We start from the raw sequence: 16,718 nt of genomic DNA, 5'->3' as shown, positions 1-16,718 counted from the left end.
CGGCCCCAAATCTCGACAGGGACCGCGCACAGGTGACGCGGGGTGGAGCAGCCCGTTCGGCCTAGAACCGATCCACCGGATCGCTTCTTTAACGGCCTCACCTCATCAGGCTACGCCTGACTTCGCTCCCGGGCCAAAACCCGGTTCCATGGTGACGCGGGGTGGAGCAGCCCGGTAGCTCGTCAGGCTCATAACCTGAAGGTCGTAGGTTCAAATCCTACCCCCGCAACCAGTATCTTCTCTCCTGTCACGCCATCTGATCCAAAAGCAGCCCGTTCGGCCCAGGATCGATTCACAGGATCGATCCTTTAAAGGCCTCACCTCGTCAGGCTCATAACCTGAAGGTCGTAGGGTCAAAGCCTACCCCTGCAACCAAACAAACCACCTTCCCAACTCATGTTCCGCTGGCGCAAAGCCTCGCTTCGCTGGTGAAGGGTGCTCCTCATTCGCGAGCTCACCATAACCTGAAGGTCGTAGGGGCAAAGCCTACCCACAACTCACCATCGACATAAAACGCTCAAGCCTCCTTCGGGAGGCTATTCGTGTTCATAGCACCCAGGCGCGAGAAAAACCCGCTCACCAGCCAAGACCCGCCGAAATCTTGCGCGCAGCGCTGGCAGAGATGATCACCAAACAGGCACCGCTGGAACCTGGTGCACCAATCGCGGCCAAGTTGTACCGCCCGATAGGAGACGTGGCAGATTTGCTGCCGGATAGGTCCGATATCAGACCCAAGAACTCGAGCTAAGATCTAGGTTGCTGCTGCTCAAAGAATGGGTCGGTCGACTAAAATATCACCTCAGGTGATGGGGTTAGGAGTTAGGGCGTTTGGATCGCCTTTGTTCCCAAAAGGCATCGCGTACTTCACAGCCGATTTCTAGGGCAGACGTGTAGATGTCGCTTTTCAAACTCTCGAGATGCTTTGTGTCGGCAGCGCTTGCTGGGAAGGAAAGGCAAAAGCCGATCCGTTCACCTGTGCGCTGGTCTTCCAACGCTGCGCCCACAGACGATATGCCAGGCGTGATCAGACTGTTGCTCAGTGCAATGCCGTCTGTCCTAATGGTCTTCAGAGCATTGGCTACGGTTTGTTCATCAAGCCCATGGATCGCTTTGGCCGACGTTCTTAACCCGAGAACAGCAAACACAGCCTCGTCGCTGTCACGGGCAAGGATCGCTTGGCCGATGATAGAGTCGAACGCAAATTTGCGTTCGGCTACTTTCGCGGCGTGTTGCAATGGGTACCAACCCTGCCGCGCAATCAGCAACACACGTTCGCTGCCGACAACCTTCCCGGCATGTCCTGTGAAGCCATAGCGTTCGACCAGCAATTTCAGCGCCGCGTCGACTTTGTCGATGCATGCATGGCGAGCATAATAGTGCTGAGCCAACTCCAAAGCCTTATGGCCCATTCCGTAGCCGCTGCCCGTTTGCTGTCGTTCCAGCCAACCGGCATCGCACAACACCCGCAGGGTGCGGGACACGGATGCTTTTGGCAGGTCCAGCAGTTCAGAAACGTCAGTGACCCGCAGCAGCGGTCGGGCATCGTTGATCAGCGCAAGAATGCGCAGACCATTATCCAGCGAACTCATCTCACCTCCATAATCGAAATTGTTCCATATAGGACAAAAGAGGATGGTGTATATGGAATTCCTCTTTACAGGTCCCCGCGCGGTTGGGTTATCGTGATCACCAGTTGACGTGAATTGACTGGAGACGAGCCATGCTCAGCCATATCGACCGAAAAAGCGGCACAGTGACCCGAGGCGAAGTTCGCTTGGGCGACTACCCTGACGGGATGCCGGTATCGTCGCCGGTCATGATTGCCTCCGGCCGTGGCGACGGGCCTGCCTTGTGGGTTCAGGCGTTGATCCATGGGCCTGAGATTGTTGGGCCCACAGCAATTCTCAAATTTCTGAAGACGCTCGATCTCAGCCAATTGCGCGGCACGATCATCTTTTTGATGTCGGCTAATCCGCTGGGCTTTCGTGGATACAACCGCCTGACGCCGCAAGACGGCTTCAACTTGAACCGGGTCTTTCCAGGTGATCCCGAGGGGCCGCTCTCTTATCAGCTTGCCGACCGGCTGCTGGAGCTTTCGGTCGAGAATTCCGATGCCATGCTCGACCTTCACTCAGGCGGCGATCTCACCATCACCTGCCACTACACGCTGTTCCACAACAACGGCACGGCCGAAGGGCAAGAGTCGGAGCGTTTGGGCTGGGCGTGCGGCGCCCCTTACATCTGGAATTCGTTGGAGGACGGTCTGAAGGGCTGCCACTTCACCAACTACACCAAGATCGGCAGGAAGCCTTCGCTGATCGTGGAAAGCGGTGGCGGAGCCCGCGTCTGGGAACATGATGTCGAGCGGCTCGAAATGGCGATCAAGCGCGTCGCGCAGGCAATGGACATGCTTCCAGGCAAAGCTCCCCTTGAAGGAGATTATCGACTCGGCGGCGATGCGATGCACCTGAAGTGCAGGCATGGCGGCCTTTTCATGCCGCGCATCAAAGAAGGCGACGACGTTGTCGAAGGTCAGCACCTGGCCGACATCGTGAACTTCTACGGCGATGTCGTGGAAGAGGTTCGTTGCCCTGTGAAAACGGCATGGATCGGTTCCATCCGTCGTCCGAACATGCCGATCTACAACGGCGATCAGGTGTTCGAGATCGTTGAAACAAAGGGACGCGGCACACGCTGATCAGAGGCAGGCTTACTGTCCAACATCAATTCAGAAGGGAACTTTGACATGAACATCCACCTGAACAGACGCTCGGTCATTGCCGGAATGGCGGCAATGACTGCTACCCCCTTGATCGGCAGCAAGGCACTTGCGCAGGCCAAGCCGTTTGAAGGTCGAACTCTGGTCAGCACCGGCTTCGGCGGCTCGACGATGGACATTGTTGCAGATGCCGTCTTCAAACCGTTCGACGCACAGACCGGTGCAACAACAACGCAGATGCCGATGCAGTCGAATGCGGCACTGGCGCGAATGATTGCCGAAAAAGGCAGCCCGCAGATCGATATGTACCAGTTCTCCGGCGGGCAGGAGGTCGATGCTGTTCGTGAAGGACTGACACAGGCGATCGCAGAAACTGATCAGATCGACGCTCTTGCAGCCGACATGAGGGACCCCGATGGGAACTGGGTTGCTTGGGCCGTTATCGCCGAGGGGCTTGTTTACCGAACAGACAAGTTCGATACGCCGCCCACGAGCTATCAGGACTTCTTCCGTCCCGAGCTCAAGGGACATATCGCTTTTCCGGCTATAACAAACGGCTATGGCACCGATTTCTTGGTCATGCTGGCCAAGACATTCGGCGGAAGTGAAGACAACATAGATCCCGGCTTCGAAGCAATGGCGAAGCTCAAGGACGAAACCATCTTTGCAGCCGCGTCCGACATCCCGACGCTTTTCGGACAAGGTGACATCTGGCTGATGCCTTATGACACCGGCAATACCTACAAGAACCAGCAGGCCGGTTTGCCGATCGCCTTCACCTCACCGAAGGAAGGCAGCCCCGCCGTCAAGATCACGGCATGCATAGCCAAAGATGCAGCCAACGCGGATGTCGCGAGTGCGGCCATCGATCGGATGCTTTCGCCTGAAGCTCAGATCAAGATCGCTGAGGGGATGCGCTGGACGCCCACCAATCCAAACACCAAATTGCCTGCTGACCTCGCGCAGCATGTGCCCGACGTGACGCAGCTTGTTTCGCTCGATCGTGCCAAGATCAACGAGAGCCGGGCAGCCTGGATTGACCGCTGGAATCGAGAGATCGCGTCGTGACAACGGCGTTGCCGATGCCAGCCGAGAATGCCGGGCGAGGGGGGAAAATCCCCCTTGTGCCGGTCCTCCTGCTTGCACCTGCAGTTCTGCTTTATCTCGTCTTCTTTGTGTGGCCGCAGCTTGCTCTTCTGATGCTTGGCTTTCAGGATCGCGGCGGCGCGTTCACGCTCGATCTCTATGTCAGGTTTCTTTCCGACAGCTATTATCTCAAGCTACTATGGCGAACGCTCGTCATGGGTGTTGCGACCACGATGATCACCATCCTGCTCGGCCTGCCGCTGGCCTATCTTCTGGCGCGGGCACGGTCGCGCTGGGCGACGCTACTTCTAATCATCACGACTTTCCCGCTTCTCGTCAGTGCCGTGGTGCGATCATTCGGCTGGATGGTTCTGCTTTACCGGAACGGCTTTGTTTCCGACCTCCTGCAATGGTTGTCGCTGACGGATGGTCCGACGCAGCTGATGTATACTTTGCCAGGTACGATCATCGCGCTTGCGCAGGTGCTTTTGCCCATCATGGTGTTGAGCCTTTACGCCGTGTTCCGCTCGATCCCGCCAGATCTTGAATTGGCCGCCATGTCACTCGGTGCTCGCCCCACTACCGCTTTATGGCTTGTCACAATCAAGCTGGCGAAAGGCGGTATTTTCTCTGGATCCTTGCTGGTCTTTTCCATGGCGATCAGTTCGTTCGCCACGCCGAGCCTGGTCGGCGGGCCGCGAGCCGCTGTTATGGCGACCTCGATCTACGACCTGACCGTCACTGTGCTCGACTGGAACTTCGCCGCTGTTCAGGCGACCGTTCTGCTTGTGGCGGTGCTTCTGCTGTCGCTGATCTACGGCAGGCTCCTCAATGGTGGAGGGATCAAGACATGACGTTTCGTCTGCTCTCGCCGCTTGGGTTGTCGCTTCTGATCCTCGCATCCCTTGCGATGATCTATCTTCTTGTGCCGATCGCTGTGGTTGTTGTTTCGCCGTTTGGCGATACAGGCTTCATCGCCTTCCCGCCTCAAGGCCTCACCTTGAAGTGGTATGCAGCTGCCCTCAACGACGGCAGATATCTAACCGGATTTCTACTCAGCCTTCGACTTGCTTCGATCGTGGCTTTGATCTCTGCCAGTCTGGGTATGTGCGCGGCATACGCCATCACGCGCTATGATTTTCCTGGAGCGAAGGCGCTGGAAGCTCTTTTCCTGTCTCCGCTCATCCTTCCAACACTTGTGATGGCGGTGGCATTGACTGCCTACTTCACCCGATCGGGTCTGCCGACCGGTACGTGGAGGCTGGTTGCTGCTCAATCCATCATCTGCATTCCTTACGTCATCCGCATCGTGCTTCCGCTGTTGCAGCGTTTCGATCGAAGCCTCGAAGAGGCTGCACTCAGCTTGGGCGCCACGCCGATCAGAAGCTTCTTCCTTGTGTTAGTGCCAGTGATCCGGCCTGCCCTCATCGCTGGAGCTGCAATGGCTTTCATCACGTCCTTCGACGAAGTGGTGCTGGCACTCTTCCTATCGGTGCCGGGTCAAACCACCCTTCCGGTGATGATCTATTCATCGGTGCAACTTGGCTTCGAACCTGTGGTCGCAGCCGTTGCAGGCTTGCTGGTCTGCCTGACCGGCGTCGTGATGGTCATCATGCACTTCTTTGGGCTGCGAACGCGCGGCTGACAGGTAACCTCATGGAAATCGAACTCAAGAACCTGACTAAGTCTTACGGAGCAACGAAGGTCGTCACCGGCCTCGATCTCAGCCTTGATAAGGGCGAGATGGTTGCTCTTCTTGGCCCATCCGGATGCGGCAAGACGACGACGCTTCGTATGGTGGCCGGATTTGTCGACGTCACGGCCGGAGAAATCCGGTTGAAAGGCCGTGATGTGACCCATGTGCCGTCCTACAAACGGGATTGCGGACTGGTCTTCCAGAATTACGCGTTGTTTCCTCACCTCAGCGTGTTCGAAAACATTGCTTTCGGATTGAGACGGCGAAGCGTTCGTCCGCCTGAGCTTACCGAGCGGGTGACCAAGGTGCTGTCTATGATGCAGCTCGATGGGCTTGCGCAGCGCTATCCATCCCAGCTTTCCGGAGGCCAGCAGCAACGCGTCGCAGTGGCGCGCGCTTTGGTGATCAATCCAGCCATTTTGCTTCTGGATGAACCATTTTCCAATCTCGACGCGAAATTGCGTGACTCCACCGGGTATGAACTGCGGCGCATCCAGCGTGATCTCGGCCTCACCTCGATCTTCGTGACGCATGATCAGAGCGAAGCGATGGGCATTGCCGATCGGATCGCCGTGATGAACAAAGGGGTTATCGAACAGCTGGGATCAGCCGACGAAATCTACAATCGCCCGGCTACCCGCTTCATCGCCTCGTTCATAGGCAAGGCGAATTTCGTGCCGGCGACGGTGATCTCCAACAAGGAGCACATCGTGGAGCTCGGCGGCGGCATCCGTTTGCAACTTACATCTCAGCCGCTTCCCGCTGACGGAACTGCGATCGACGTGATGATGCGCCCCGAGCACTTAGCCATCGGCAATCCTGAAGATGCCGGCCTCAAGGCGCGTCTGGAGGATGTCACATTCCAAGGCTCGACGGCGCGCATCCGCGCTTCAACAGAAACGGGCGGAGATCTCCTGATCGAGGTGCCCGGGACATCGCTTCCGACCCTTCCTTCGTCAGGAAGCACCATCAACCTTTTACCCGACCCGAACAGCACGCGTGCTTTCACGAAGTGAACCTGCTCGACGCTACGCGTAACTTGCACAAACGTGCGCTTTGCTCCTCGCACGGAGATGCGGCAGTTTCTCGGGTGGGTTCGCGTTTCTAGATGTAACAACAGGCTTTAATCGCGCTGTGATCGAACGTATTTATTTCTCGAAGAGCCGCTTTCCAAGCTCGACGGGAAGCTGTTCGACGAATGACAATCGGGCTCAAGTGCCGAACCGTGTGGTGCTGATGCTGGCTGATACTGGTTGCCCCCTTTAGAAGGTCCCGCGGATTCAGCATTCCTCCAAGCCGAGGTCTCCATCATCAAGACGTAAACCCGAGCGCTGCGCTGATGGTGCGGGCGGCTTCGCGGACATCTTCCGAGACCTGCTTGAGCTGCTTGCGCTTGAGGCGGGTGTCGGGGCCGGACATGCCGATGGCGCCGACGAGGTCTCCGGAGCGGCCGAGGATGGCGCAGGCGACGGCGGCGATGCCGTCGCGCCATTCGCCGTGCGAAACGGACGCGTAGCCCTGTGTCTTGACCTGTTCGAGATCCTGCTTGAGTTCAGCAAGGCTGGTGCGCGTGGTTGCGGTGTAGCGCTCGAGGTGGCCGTTGAAGCGTTCGTCGAGATAGGCTTCCGGCATTTGCGCCAGCATCGCCTTGCCGGTGGCGACAGTGTAGGCGGGTGCTCGCGCGCCGACGCTGGTATGGGCGCGGATGTGATGGGCGCTTTCGATCTTATCGACATAGATGACGTCGCTGCCATCCAGCACCGAGAGGTGAATGGTTTCGCCGGTTCGTTCCGCCAAACGGCGCATGGCCGGCTGTGCGACGGTGATCAGGTCCATCTTGCGGATGACGTTATTTCCGAGCTCCCAGAGCTTGGTGGTCAGTTCGTAGGTGCTATGCGGCGGGATCTGCCGGACATAACCTTGCGCCTGCAAGGTGGCCAACAGACGGTGGACATTGCTTTTCGTGAACTGCAGTTCGCTTGCGAGATCCGTCACGCCACGCGGTTGCTCGCTGGCCGCAAGCGTTTCGAGAAGGCGCAGTCCTTTGATGAAAGCTTTGTCCATGGGGTCTTCGCTCGAGCCGTCTCTGCTTGCTCTAGCACGCGGCAGCGCCAAGCTTAAACGGGTATCTCAACGGGGGATGGCCGCAACCAGCTGGTGGTTGCGGCCATCGGATTGGGCAATGCCTTTACTGTGCCAGAAGCGCGTTCAGCTTTTCCTGGCCGTATTCTTCATTCGTGGAGCGGCCATCCTGTGATTGAGCGCCCCAGAAGTCCGGGCTCCATTCCACCGCCTTTTTGAGGTTTTCGGGATTGTTCGCCCACAAGCGGCTGACATCGGGATCGGCTGCTTCGAACACCAGCGGGGACGGAAGGGCGACCGGGTACTGCGTGGTCAGCTCGGCTGCGCGCTCGGCATCAAGACGCCAGGACAGGAGCTTCAGCGAGTTCTCCATATGGGGCGCGCCCTTGGGGATGGAGAAGAAGTCGTAATACACGAAGCCCTGGTTCCAGTTGAGATCAACCGGTGCGCCTTCGTTGATCACGAGGCTGTTGATGCGGCCGGTATAGGCCATGCACATATCGGCTTCGCCGTCGAGCAGAAGCTGAGGTGCCTGGGCGGCGGTGGTCCACCACTTCGATACATGCGGCTTGATCTCGGCGATCTTTTTCAGCGCGCGGTCCATGTCGACGGGGTAGAGGTCTTCCTTGGCGACGCCGTCCGCCATCAGGGCTGCCTCGAACACGAAGCGCGGCCAGGCCGGCAAGCAGCGGTTGCCCGGGAACTTCTCGGTGTTCCAGAAGTCGGCCCAACTTTGCGGAACATTGTCGCCGCTGAACTTGTCGGTGTTGTAGGACAGTCCGATGCCAATCACCTGCAAAGCCACACCATTCGGCCGCTTCAGGTTGTCCGGCATGGTGGCCAGCGTCTTCTGGGCGCTTTCATCGAGCTTGGAATAGTCGATCTTTTCCAGGCAGCAGTCGCCGAGCAGCTTGGTTTCCTGATCGAAGATGAAGACCTGATCCCACTCGGTGCGGCCGGCTTCCACCTGTGCCTTGATGCGCGGGCCTGACCGCGCTTCCTGAACAGTGACGACCTTGATGCCGGTTTCTTCGGTGAACGGGTCATACATGACTTCGCGCAGCGCTTCGCCGTAGGCGCCGCCCGGATCCTGCATCACGACCTCGTTCTCCTGAGCCCAGGCGGGGCTCAGCGCGGTCGTGCCGATAACGGCGGAGGCAATGCCTGCCAGTAGAAGCCTGCTTCTCGATTGATGGTTCATGCTCATTCTCCTCCCTTGGTAATGTCGTTTTCAGGCTGCGCGCGAGCGGGCGAGAACCGGTCGCGCAAGGATGATGCCGCCCACAACCAGCAGGACTTCCAGCGTCGAGACGACGGCAAGAACCGGGTTCAGTTGGTAGTTCACGTCGGCCCAAAGGCGCAGCGGCAGGGTTTGCAGATTGGCGCTCGACAGGAACAAGGACAAAACCAGCTCGTCGAACGAATGCAGAAAGGCAAAGAACGCAGCGGCGGCGAGGCCGGGCGCGATCGCCGGAAGCGTGACCGTGCGAAACACGGTGATCGGCGAGGCGCCATGCACGCTTGCAGCTTGTTCAAGCTTGGGGTCGACGCCCTGCAGCGCTGCCGCCACGATCACCACGACGATTGGAATACCGCCGATCGCATGCGCTGCAGCGAGACCGCCGATCGTTCCCACCAGATCGAACTGGAGGAACAGGCTGTAAAGCGACAGGCCTAGCACCACCGGCGGCACGATTACCGGCGATACGAGCAGGAGCATCAGGATCGTCTTGCCTTTGATGCGGCTGCGCACGATGCCCATGGCTGCCAATCCACCGAGGGTCACCGCCATAGCCGAGGAAATAACGGCAATGGTGAGCGACGAGGTGAAGGCCGAGATCCACTGCGAGTCGGTCAAGAACTTCTCGTACCAGCGAAACGACCAGCCGGGCGGTGGGAAGGTGAGGAAGCTCGCCTTGGAAAAGGAGATGATCATCACGACAATGATCGGCACGATCAAGGTTGCGATCACGAAGCCGCCCATCAGGCGCACGGTCAGCGTGCCGGTCCAGCCGGGCAGGGCCGACAGAAGCCGCAGGATCGGCCAGCCGATCGTGTCGGCGATCGTCATGCCGATCGTACGGCGTTCGGTTACGGTCGTCGACGTGGCGGTGTCGTCGGTTTGTGGCTTGGCGTGCGTTTCGTTGAGCTTGCCCCCGCCCCAGATGAACTCGAAGCCGAGGAAACGGCCGGCAACGGCGACCACGACGAGGGTGATCGCCAAAAGCACCACGGCCAAAGCCTGCAGGAAGCCTTCGCTGGACACGAAATCCGCCTGCTGGGTGATGTGCATGGCAAACATCATGTCGCCCGGGCCGCCGAGCAGCGTCGGCGTGATAAAGAAGCCGAGTGCGGTCACGAAGACGAGAAGGAAGCCAGCACCCATGCCGGGTGCCGTGAGCGGAAGCAGAACGCGCCAGAAGGTGGCGATCGGTCCGGCACCGCTTGCCTGGGCCGCGCGTGTCAGACCGGGATCGAGCCGCGACACGCTGGAATAGATCGACAACACCATCAAAGGCAGAAGAACGGCCGTCATTCCGAGCAGGACGCTGCCGCGGTTGAACAGCAGCTGTGCCGGCTCGCTCAGGATGCCGAGCCATTGCAGAAATTTGTTGATCGGACCGTTGCGGCCAAGCAGCACCATCCAGGCATAGGTGCGGATCAGGATGGCGATGAAGTAAGGCAGGATGATCGCGGTGGCGATCAGCATCTGCGTGATGCCTCTGCTGCGATGGATCAGAAGCGCGGTGGGATATCCGAACAACAGGCAGAGAAACGCCACGGTGAAGGAGATCTGCATCGTGCGAACGAGCGCATCCCAGTAGAGCGGGACTGCGAAAACGCGTTCGAAATAGACCCATGGGGTCGCGCCGCTCATCGCGATCCGGACCAGGTCGAACAGCGGAAGCAGATAGATAAAAGCGAGGAACCCTGCCGCCGGCACGAGCAGCCAAGCCGGGTTCTTCAGCCGCTCGCGCCAGGGGGTGGCCGGTGCGGCGCTCCAATCGGCGGTGACGGTGCTCATTGCAGCACCCAGCAATCTTCAGCGCCCCAGCTCGCATGCAGGACATCGCCGACATCAGGCAGATGGCGGGTTGCGCTGTCGCCAGCGCGGATCAGCAGCGTTTCGCCGCCTTCCATCTGTGCCTCGATGCGCAGGATTTCGCCCAGGAACAGGGCCGAAGTTACGGTTACCGGGATGCTGTTTTGCGTCGGCTCGTTGCTGATCGCGATGCGTTCGGGACGCACAAGAACCGTGGCACGGCCAACATCGATCGCAGCCCGGCTTTCGGCGTTGAACACGAAGCCGGCGCGGTTCTTCAGCGTCATGGTGGAGCCGCGCTTTTGCACGATCTCGGCGTCGATCAGGTTGGACTCGCCCACAAAACCCGCGACGAAGCTGTTGTTGGGATGGCGATAGATTTCAACGGGATCGCCGACCTGCACGATCTTCCCCGCATCCATGACGGCAATGCGGTCGCTCATGGTGAGCGCTTCGCCCTGATCGTGGGTCACGAACAAGATCGTGCTGCCCAGCGTCTGGTGGAGATCGCGTATTTCGATCTGGATCGATTCCCGCAGGCGGCGGTCGAGCGCGCTCAGCGGCTCGTCCATCAGAACGACCTTCGGGCGCATGACGATGGAGCGGGCAATGGCGACACGTTGTTGCTGGCCACCCGACATCTGGTTCGGGTTCTTTTGTGCATGTTCGCTGAGTCGCATAATTTCCAGCGTTTCGGCGACGCGCCGGTCTGCGGTTTCACGGTCGACACCCGCCATGCGCAGGGGGAAGGCCACGTTTTGCGTCACCGTCATGTTGGGGAACAGGGCATAGCTTTGAAACACCATGCCGAAGCCGCGCTTGTGCGTCGGCACGTTATGAATGGGCTGGCCGTCCACGAGGATCGCGCCGCCATCCAGCTTCTGGAAGCCGGCCACCAGGTTCAGCAAAGTTGTTTTGCCGCTGCCTGAGGGGCCGAGCAGTGTGATGAACTCGCCGGGTTGCACATCAAGGCTGATGTGATCGGCGGCTACAAACGAGCCGTAGCGCTTCACCACTTCGTTGATCGCGATGCTTGATCCGATCACCGTGCGTGATTGGTTGGATGTACCACCGGCGTGTGTGGTCGATCCGCCCGGGCGCTCTCCGCGCCAAGCGACATTCTGAACCATCAGTCTCCTCCCTGACGTTCTATAATATAGAACAGCATTCCGTAATCATCTTCCGGTGGAGTTTGGCGCTTGTCAAGCCGGGTTCGTCCGGAAGGAATGATGTTCGCGTGAGCGGGTGAAGTTGAGAACATGGTTGCTGCCTTTCGCGGACAAGGAAAGGCTAGGCTGCGCGAATGGTGATTGACAGCAGCGCCATGCTCCCGATACGTTTAATTTCAGAATTAAGTTCTATATTGTGGAACGGATTATCTTCTATATTCCGGCCAGCGGCGGTGAGGAGCATCAACCGTTTGCCGGAAAGACGCTTCGAAACGGGCGGAGGAGCCTTTGTTGTCGGATCTCGAAACACTGGCACGGCAGGTGGAAGCCGGCATGCGTCTTGCGCTGCCGGTGGATTATGCCGGCGTGTCCATGGCCATGACGAAGCCGCTGATTGCGCGCGGCGCAGGTGATCTTCATGTGATCTGCGTGCCGACTGGCGGTCTCCAGGTCGATCAGCTGATCGGTGCGGGCCTCGTGAGCACAGTGGAAACCAGCGCCGTGTCGCTGGGTGAAGCCGGCGGCGCGCCGCGTTTCAATCAGGCCGTGAAGACCGGCGCGATCCGCATCATGGACGCGACATGCCCCGCCATTCATGCCGGGCTGATGGCCGCGCAGAAGGGCAGTCCGTTTCTGCCCATGCGTGGGCTGATCGGCACGGATGTCCTGCGAAATCGCGGCGACTGGCAGGTGATCGACAACCCGTTCGAAGATGCCGGCGATCCCATTGTTCTGATCCCTGCGATCAAGCCCGATGTGGCGATTTTCCATGCCCCGATGGCCGATCGCTTCGGCAATGTCTGGATCGGCCGGCGCCGCGAACTGGCCGCCATGGCCTATGCTTCAACCACCACGCTCGTGACGGTGGAGCGGATCGTGGACGAAAGCCTGCTCGCCAACGAGATGAGTGCCGCCGGCACGCTGCCTTCTCTTTATGTGTCGGACATCGCCGTCGCGCCGAAGGGCGCCTGGCCCTACGGCCTATGGGGGGAATACCCGACCGATACGGCAGAGCTCATTCGATATGCCAAGGCGGCGCGTTCCGATGAGGGTTTCGCCGATTATATGAGCGGCCGCATGCTGGAGCCGGCGCAATGAGTGGTGCCAGCCCGATCCTGCCGCGCGAAATTCTGATCGCCACCGTTGCGCGCCTGCTGGATGGCGTGCGCCATGTCGCGGTTGGCGCATCCTCCCCGATCCCGGCAGCGGGCGCGATGCTTTTGCGCGCCTTGAAGCAGCAAGCCGGCGAAAAGCCGGTGCGCATCTCCATTCTGGGCTCGGTGGAGCACAACTTCTTCACAAACGGCTCGGCCGAACTGTTTGATTGCGCGGGGCAGGGGCGCATCGACGCCTTTTTCCTCGGCGGCGGGCAGATCGACGGCCAAGGCAACGTCAATCTGGTTGGCGCCGGCGCATATCCGCAATCAAGCGTACGCTGGCCAGGTTCGTTCGGCTCCGCCTATCTGTATTTCGTCGTGCCGCGCGTGATCCTGTTTCGCGAAGAACATTCTCCGCGTGTGTTCGTGAACAAGGTCGATTTTATTTCCGCTCCCGGCACGAGCGCGGAAGGCGTTTACCGCCGGGGCGGACCGCATGCGCTTCTGACCTCCAAGGGGTTGTTTCGCTTCAACAAGACGCAAGGCAACTTCGCGCTCGACAGCGTGCATCCGGGGCACGACCTCGCCGAAATCAAGGATGCCACCGGCTTCCGCTTCGATCATCCGGCGCGGCCCGAACAAACACCCGAACCCGACGCGCGGACCCTGTCCCTTTTGCGCGGGCAGGTCATGGACGAACTCAGCGAAACCTATCCGGATTTTGCCAAGCAGATGCGCGACGATCTTCAGGCCCTGCAGGATCCGCAGGCGGCGATTGCGTCGTGAAAGAACGATTGGATTGAACCAATGCTGAACCCCGGCTCCCTGTCAAACCTCAAGGTCATCGACGCCAGCCGCGTTCTTGGCGGTCCATATTGCGGTCAGGTGCTCGCTGATCACGGCGCGGATGTGATCAAGATCGAGCCACCGGCAGGTGATGAAACGCGCGGCTGGGGGCCGCCCTTTCTTCACGGTACGGCCAGCTACTTCCTAGGCCTCAACCGCAACAAGCGCGGCATGGCACTCGATATGGCGCAGCCTGCGGGACAGGAACTGCTGCTGGCGCTGCTCGAAACCGCCGATGTGTTCATCGAGAACTTCAAGACCGGCACGCTGGAACGCTGGGGTCTCGGCAGCGAGGACTTGCAGCGCCGCTTTCCGCGCCTCGTGCATTGCCGCGTCTCCGGCTTTGGCGCCGATGGCCCGATGGGGGGCATGCCCGGCTATGACGCGGCGATTCAAGCGTCCTGCGGCATCATGAGCGTCAACGGCGAGCTCGGCGGCGAGCCCTTGCGTGTCGGCTTGCCGGTTGTGGACATGGTAACCGGTCTCAATGCGGTGATCGGCATTCTGATGGCGCTGAACGAGCGCGCCACCAGCGGCAAGGGCCAGTTCGTCGAGACCACGCTTTATGATTGCGGCGTATCGCTGCTCCATCCGCATCTTCCGAACTATTATCTCAACGGCAAGGTGGCCAAGCCCTCCGGCAACGCCCATCCCAATATCTGCCCGTATGATACGTTCGCCACCGGCACGGAGCCGATCTTTCTGGCGGTCGGCAATCATCGCCAGTTCACCACGCTGTGCAAGATCATCGGCCGACCGGATCTGCCGGATGATCCGCGCTTCGTCAGCAATGGCGAGCGCAACATCAATCGCGACGCGCTCAAGGTCGAGCTGGAAAAAGCGCTGGCTGCTTTCGAATGCGATGCGCTGGCCGACCAGTTGATCAAGGCCGGTGTGCCGTGCGGGGCGGTGCGCACGATCGACCAGGTGGTGGCCGATGCGCACACCCAGCACCGCGAAATGGTGGTGGATGTCGGCGATTATCGCGGCACCGGAAGCCCCATCAAACTGTCGCGTACGCCAGCGTCCTATCGCATGGCACCGCCCGCTTTTGCCGAACACACAACGGAAATCCTCGACGAGGTGAAGGCTGACCAGTCGCGCTATCGCGACGTTCTGCCCGGGCTCGAGGACGCGCTCAAGGGCGCGCTTGAGGACACCGTTGTTTCTACCAAAACCCGGACTGCCTGAGGACAGAAGCCCATGGATGCAATGCAAAGCTCGGCCAACAGTGCGGCGGACACAAAGACGCTCACCGTCGGGATCATCGGTGATGGCTTCATGCAGCCGCAGTTCTTCGAGGAAGCGCTGAGCCAGCGTCTCGGAGGCCGCTCGATCCGCTACAAGCACATGCAGCTGGATTGGCCGCTCAAGGTGCAGTCCACCAAGCACGACCCTAATCTGCCGGTGGCCGAATTCGTAGGTCGCCCGGAAGATTACTTCGACTTTCTTTCCGACCTCGACATCCTCGTCACCCATCTGGCGCCGATCACCGCCGACAGTCTCGATCATGCGCCCGATCTCAAGATCATCGCCGTGTCGCGCGGCGGTCCAGTCAACATCGAGATGCCGGCTGCGCGGGAACGGGGCATTACCGTCATCAACACGCCGGGCCGCAATGCTTCGGCGGTGGCCGAGTTCACAGTGGCGTCGCTGCTTGCTGAAACACGCAACCTCATTCGCGGCCATCTCAGCGTGGCGAGCGGCGAGTTCCGCCGCGAGTTTTATCATTACGACCATACCGGCCCGGAGCTTTGCGAGCTGACCGTCGGCATCATTGGCTATGGCGATATCGGCACCCGCGTGGCGCGCCTTCTGCAGCCGTTCGGTTGCCGCATCCTCGTTGCCGATCCGTTCAAGCAGCTGACCGATGAAGACCGTGCCGCCGGCATCGAGAAAGTCGAGTTCGATGATCTCCTGCGCCAGTCCGATGTGGTGACGCTGCATCCGCGCGTGACGCCGCAAACCAAAGGCATGATCGGCCGGGCGCAGATCGAGGCGATGAAGCCGGGCGCTTACATCGTCAACACGACGCGCGGGCAGGTGCTGGATTATGCCGCGCTCTATGATGCGCTGAAATCCGGCCATCTGCGCGGCGCTGCACTCGACACTTTCGATCCAGAGCCGCCACCCGCCGACTGGCCGCTGCTCAAGCTGGCGAATGTCACGCTGTCCCCGCATATTGCCGGTGCCTCGCGCTTTTCCATCACCAAGGCCGCCACGATGATCGCCGAGGATATCGGCCTGATCCTCGAGGGCAAAGAGCCCCGCTATCCCACCAAGTGAGTGAAGCCATGACCGAAGACGAACGCGTTCTGCGCACCGAACTGATCGAAGCCTGCCGCTCCATGAACCGGCTCGGCATCAACAAGGGAACGTCGGGCAATATCAGCGTCCGCAATGGCGACGGCTTCCTGATCTCGCCGACTGGCATTCCCTATGACAAGCTCGAGCCCGAGCATGTCGTGCAGATGAACTGGGACGCGACCTTTGCCGGCGATGTTCTGCCATCGAGCGAATGGCGCTTTCATCGCGACATCCTCCAAGCGCGGCCGGACCTGAAGTCGGTGGTGCACACGCATTCCACCTTCGCGACATCCGTGTCGATCCTGGAGAAGGATATTCCGGCGGTGCATTACTCCATCGCTGCGGCCGGCGGGTCGAGCATCCGCTGTGCGCCTTACGAGCTGTTCGGCACGCAGGAACTGGCCGATGTCGTGGTGAAAGCGCTGGAAGGCCGCCGCGCCTGTTTGATGGCGCATCATGGCGTGATCGCCGCGCATGTGTCGATCGCCCGCGCGCTGGCGCTGGCCGTGACGGTTGAAGAACTGGCGCACCAGTATCTCCTGTGCCTGCCGTTCGGCGAGCCGCCGGTCTTGAACGAAGAGCAGATCGCGGTTGTGACGGAGAAGTTCAAGACCTACGGCCAGCAGGCTGTACCGGCCCTCGAAGGGCTTCGTCAGGCTTCCTGAAAGCGCGC

Annotated in this window: 15 protein-coding genes and 1 tRNA gene; 11 read left to right on the top strand and 5 right to left on the bottom strand. The window is 59.9% G+C overall.

What is annotated here, in order from left to right:
* Positions 1–155: 155 nt before the first annotated feature.
* A tRNA-Met gene (locus tag JYU29_RS11900) sits at positions 156–232 on the top strand.
* A gap of 580 nt (positions 233–812) precedes the next feature.
* Here JYU29_RS11900 and JYU29_RS11895 read toward each other — a convergent pair.
* Complete coding sequence (locus tag JYU29_RS11895; RefSeq protein WP_213984993.1) at positions 813–1,589, bottom strand: IclR family transcriptional regulator; 777 nt, start codon at positions 1,587–1,589, stop codon at positions 813–815.
* Positions 1,590–1,720: 131 nt separating this feature from the next.
* On the opposite strand from JYU29_RS11895, the gene JYU29_RS11890 reads away from it, so the two are divergent.
* Genes JYU29_RS11890 through JYU29_RS11870 form a run of 5 tightly spaced genes read left to right on the top strand, consistent with a single transcriptional unit; the run spans position 1,721 to position 6,517 of the window.
* A complete protein-coding gene (locus tag JYU29_RS11890; protein WP_213984992.1) occupies positions 1,721–2,698 on the top strand; it encodes a succinylglutamate desuccinylase/aspartoacylase family protein in 978 nt (325 codons plus the stop codon).
* A 48-nt stretch (positions 2,699–2,746) separates the two neighbouring features.
* Positions 2,747–3,787: an extracellular solute-binding protein gene (locus JYU29_RS11885; RefSeq protein ID WP_213984991.1), complete on the top strand. Its 1,041-nt coding sequence runs from the start codon at positions 2,747–2,749 to the stop codon at positions 3,785–3,787.
* Positions 3,788–3,843: 56 nt separating this feature from the next.
* Positions 3,844–4,659 (top strand): ABC transporter permease, encoded by an 816-nt coding sequence (locus JYU29_RS11880; RefSeq protein ID WP_213984990.1) that lies wholly within the window; start codon positions 3,844–3,846, stop codon positions 4,657–4,659.
* A gap of 56 nt (positions 4,660–4,715) precedes the next feature.
* The gene (locus JYU29_RS11875; protein ID WP_213984989.1) at positions 4,716–5,450 is read left to right on the top strand and encodes an ABC transporter permease; all 735 of its coding nucleotides are present in this window, start codon (positions 4,716–4,718) and stop codon (positions 5,448–5,450) included.
* Positions 5,451–5,461: 11 nt separating this feature from the next.
* Positions 5,462–6,517 carry an ABC transporter ATP-binding protein gene (locus JYU29_RS11870; RefSeq protein ID WP_213984988.1) on the top strand — a complete coding sequence of 352 codons (1,056 nt, stop codon included), beginning with the start codon at positions 5,462–5,464 and terminating at the stop codon, positions 6,515–6,517.
* Between the two features lie 295 nt (positions 6,518–6,812).
* On the opposite strand, the gene JYU29_RS11865 is transcribed toward JYU29_RS11870, so the two are convergent.
* The 4 genes from JYU29_RS11865 to JYU29_RS11850 form a co-directional block, all read right to left on the bottom strand.
* On the bottom strand, positions 6,813–7,565 hold the full coding sequence (locus tag JYU29_RS11865; RefSeq protein ID WP_213984987.1) for an IclR family transcriptional regulator: 753 nt from the start codon (positions 7,563–7,565) through the stop codon (positions 6,813–6,815).
* A 124-nt stretch (positions 7,566–7,689) separates the two neighbouring features.
* Positions 7,690–8,784 (bottom strand): ABC transporter substrate-binding protein, encoded by a 1,095-nt coding sequence (locus JYU29_RS11860; RefSeq protein WP_213984986.1) that lies wholly within the window; start codon positions 8,782–8,784, stop codon positions 7,690–7,692.
* 30 nt (positions 8,785–8,814) lie between these two features.
* Positions 8,815–10,608: an ABC transporter permease subunit gene (locus JYU29_RS11855; protein ID WP_213984985.1), complete on the bottom strand. Its 1,794-nt coding sequence runs from the start codon at positions 10,606–10,608 to the stop codon at positions 8,815–8,817.
* A complete protein-coding gene (locus JYU29_RS11850; RefSeq protein WP_213984984.1) occupies positions 10,605–11,756 on the bottom strand; it encodes an ABC transporter ATP-binding protein in 1,152 nt (383 codons plus the stop codon). Before JYU29_RS11850 ends, JYU29_RS11855 begins: the two co-directional genes overlap by 4 nt.
* Before the next feature lie 327 nt (positions 11,757–12,083).
* Between JYU29_RS11850 and JYU29_RS11845 the strand changes: the two genes are divergently transcribed.
* Genes JYU29_RS11845 through JYU29_RS11825 form a run of 5 tightly spaced genes read left to right on the top strand, consistent with a single transcriptional unit; the run spans position 12,084 to position 16,710 of the window.
* A complete protein-coding gene (locus tag JYU29_RS11845; RefSeq protein ID WP_213984983.1) occupies positions 12,084–12,893 on the top strand; it encodes a CoA transferase subunit A in 810 nt (269 codons plus the stop codon).
* Complete coding sequence (locus tag JYU29_RS11840) at positions 12,890–13,678, top strand: CoA transferase (protein ID WP_213984982.1); 789 nt, start codon at positions 12,890–12,892, stop codon at positions 13,676–13,678. Before JYU29_RS11845 ends, JYU29_RS11840 begins: the two co-directional genes overlap by 4 nt.
* A gap of 21 nt (positions 13,679–13,699) precedes the next feature.
* Entirely contained in the window at positions 13,700–14,929 is a 1,230-nt protein-coding gene (locus tag JYU29_RS11835; RefSeq protein WP_213984981.1) for a CaiB/BaiF CoA transferase family protein, read from the top strand.
* Positions 14,930–14,950: 21 nt separating this feature from the next.
* Positions 14,951–16,024, top strand: coding sequence for a 2-hydroxyacid dehydrogenase (locus tag JYU29_RS11830; RefSeq protein WP_213985061.1), 1,074 nt, complete (start codon positions 14,951–14,953; stop codon positions 16,022–16,024).
* 8 nt (positions 16,025–16,032) lie between these two features.
* On the top strand, positions 16,033–16,710 hold the full coding sequence (locus JYU29_RS11825; protein WP_213984980.1) for a class II aldolase/adducin family protein: 678 nt from the start codon (positions 16,033–16,035) through the stop codon (positions 16,708–16,710).
* The last annotated feature ends 8 nt before the right edge of the window (positions 16,711–16,718 follow it).

The organism is Tianweitania aestuarii, from assembly GCF_018457165.1.
Taxonomy (GTDB): domain Bacteria; phylum Pseudomonadota; class Alphaproteobacteria; order Rhizobiales; family Rhizobiaceae; genus Tianweitania; species Tianweitania aestuarii.
This window is presented reverse-complemented; position numbering and strand designations above follow the sequence as displayed.

Bases quoted from the DNA above. Each gene is read 5' to 3' on its own strand.
- JYU29_RS11895 (WP_213984993.1), bottom strand. From the start codon at position 1,589: ATGAGTTCGCTGGATAATGGTCTGCGCATTCTTGCGCTGATCAACGAT.
- JYU29_RS11890 (WP_213984992.1), top strand. From the start codon at position 1,721: ATGCTCAGCCATATCGACCGAAAAAGCGGCACAGTGACCCGAGGCGAA.
- JYU29_RS11885 (WP_213984991.1), top strand. From the start codon at position 2,747: ATGAACATCCACCTGAACAGACGCTCGGTCATTGCCGGAATGGCGGCA.
- JYU29_RS11875 (WP_213984989.1), top strand. From the start codon at position 4,716: ATGATCTATCTTCTTGTGCCGATCGCTGTGGTTGTTGTTTCGCCGTTT.
- JYU29_RS11870 (WP_213984988.1), top strand. From the start codon at position 5,462: ATGGAAATCGAACTCAAGAACCTGACTAAGTCTTACGGAGCAACGAAG.
- JYU29_RS11865 (WP_213984987.1), bottom strand. From the start codon at position 7,565: ATGGACAAAGCTTTCATCAAAGGACTGCGCCTTCTCGAAACGCTTGCG.
- JYU29_RS11860 (WP_213984986.1), bottom strand. From the start codon at position 8,784: ATGAACCATCAATCGAGAAGCAGGCTTCTACTGGCAGGCATTGCCTCC.
- JYU29_RS11855 (WP_213984985.1), bottom strand. From the start codon at position 10,608: ATGAGCACCGTCACCGCCGATTGGAGCGCCGCACCGGCCACCCCCTGG.
- JYU29_RS11850 (WP_213984984.1), bottom strand. From the start codon at position 11,756: ATGGTTCAGAATGTCGCTTGGCGCGGAGAGCGCCCGGGCGGATCGACC.
- JYU29_RS11840 (WP_213984982.1), top strand. From the start codon at position 12,890: ATGAGTGGTGCCAGCCCGATCCTGCCGCGCGAAATTCTGATCGCCACC.
- JYU29_RS11835 (WP_213984981.1), top strand. From the start codon at position 13,700: ATGCTGAACCCCGGCTCCCTGTCAAACCTCAAGGTCATCGACGCCAGC.
- JYU29_RS11830 (WP_213985061.1), top strand. From the start codon at position 14,951: ATGCAAAGCTCGGCCAACAGTGCGGCGGACACAAAGACGCTCACCGTC.
- JYU29_RS11825 (WP_213984980.1), top strand. From the start codon at position 16,033: ATGACCGAAGACGAACGCGTTCTGCGCACCGAACTGATCGAAGCCTGC.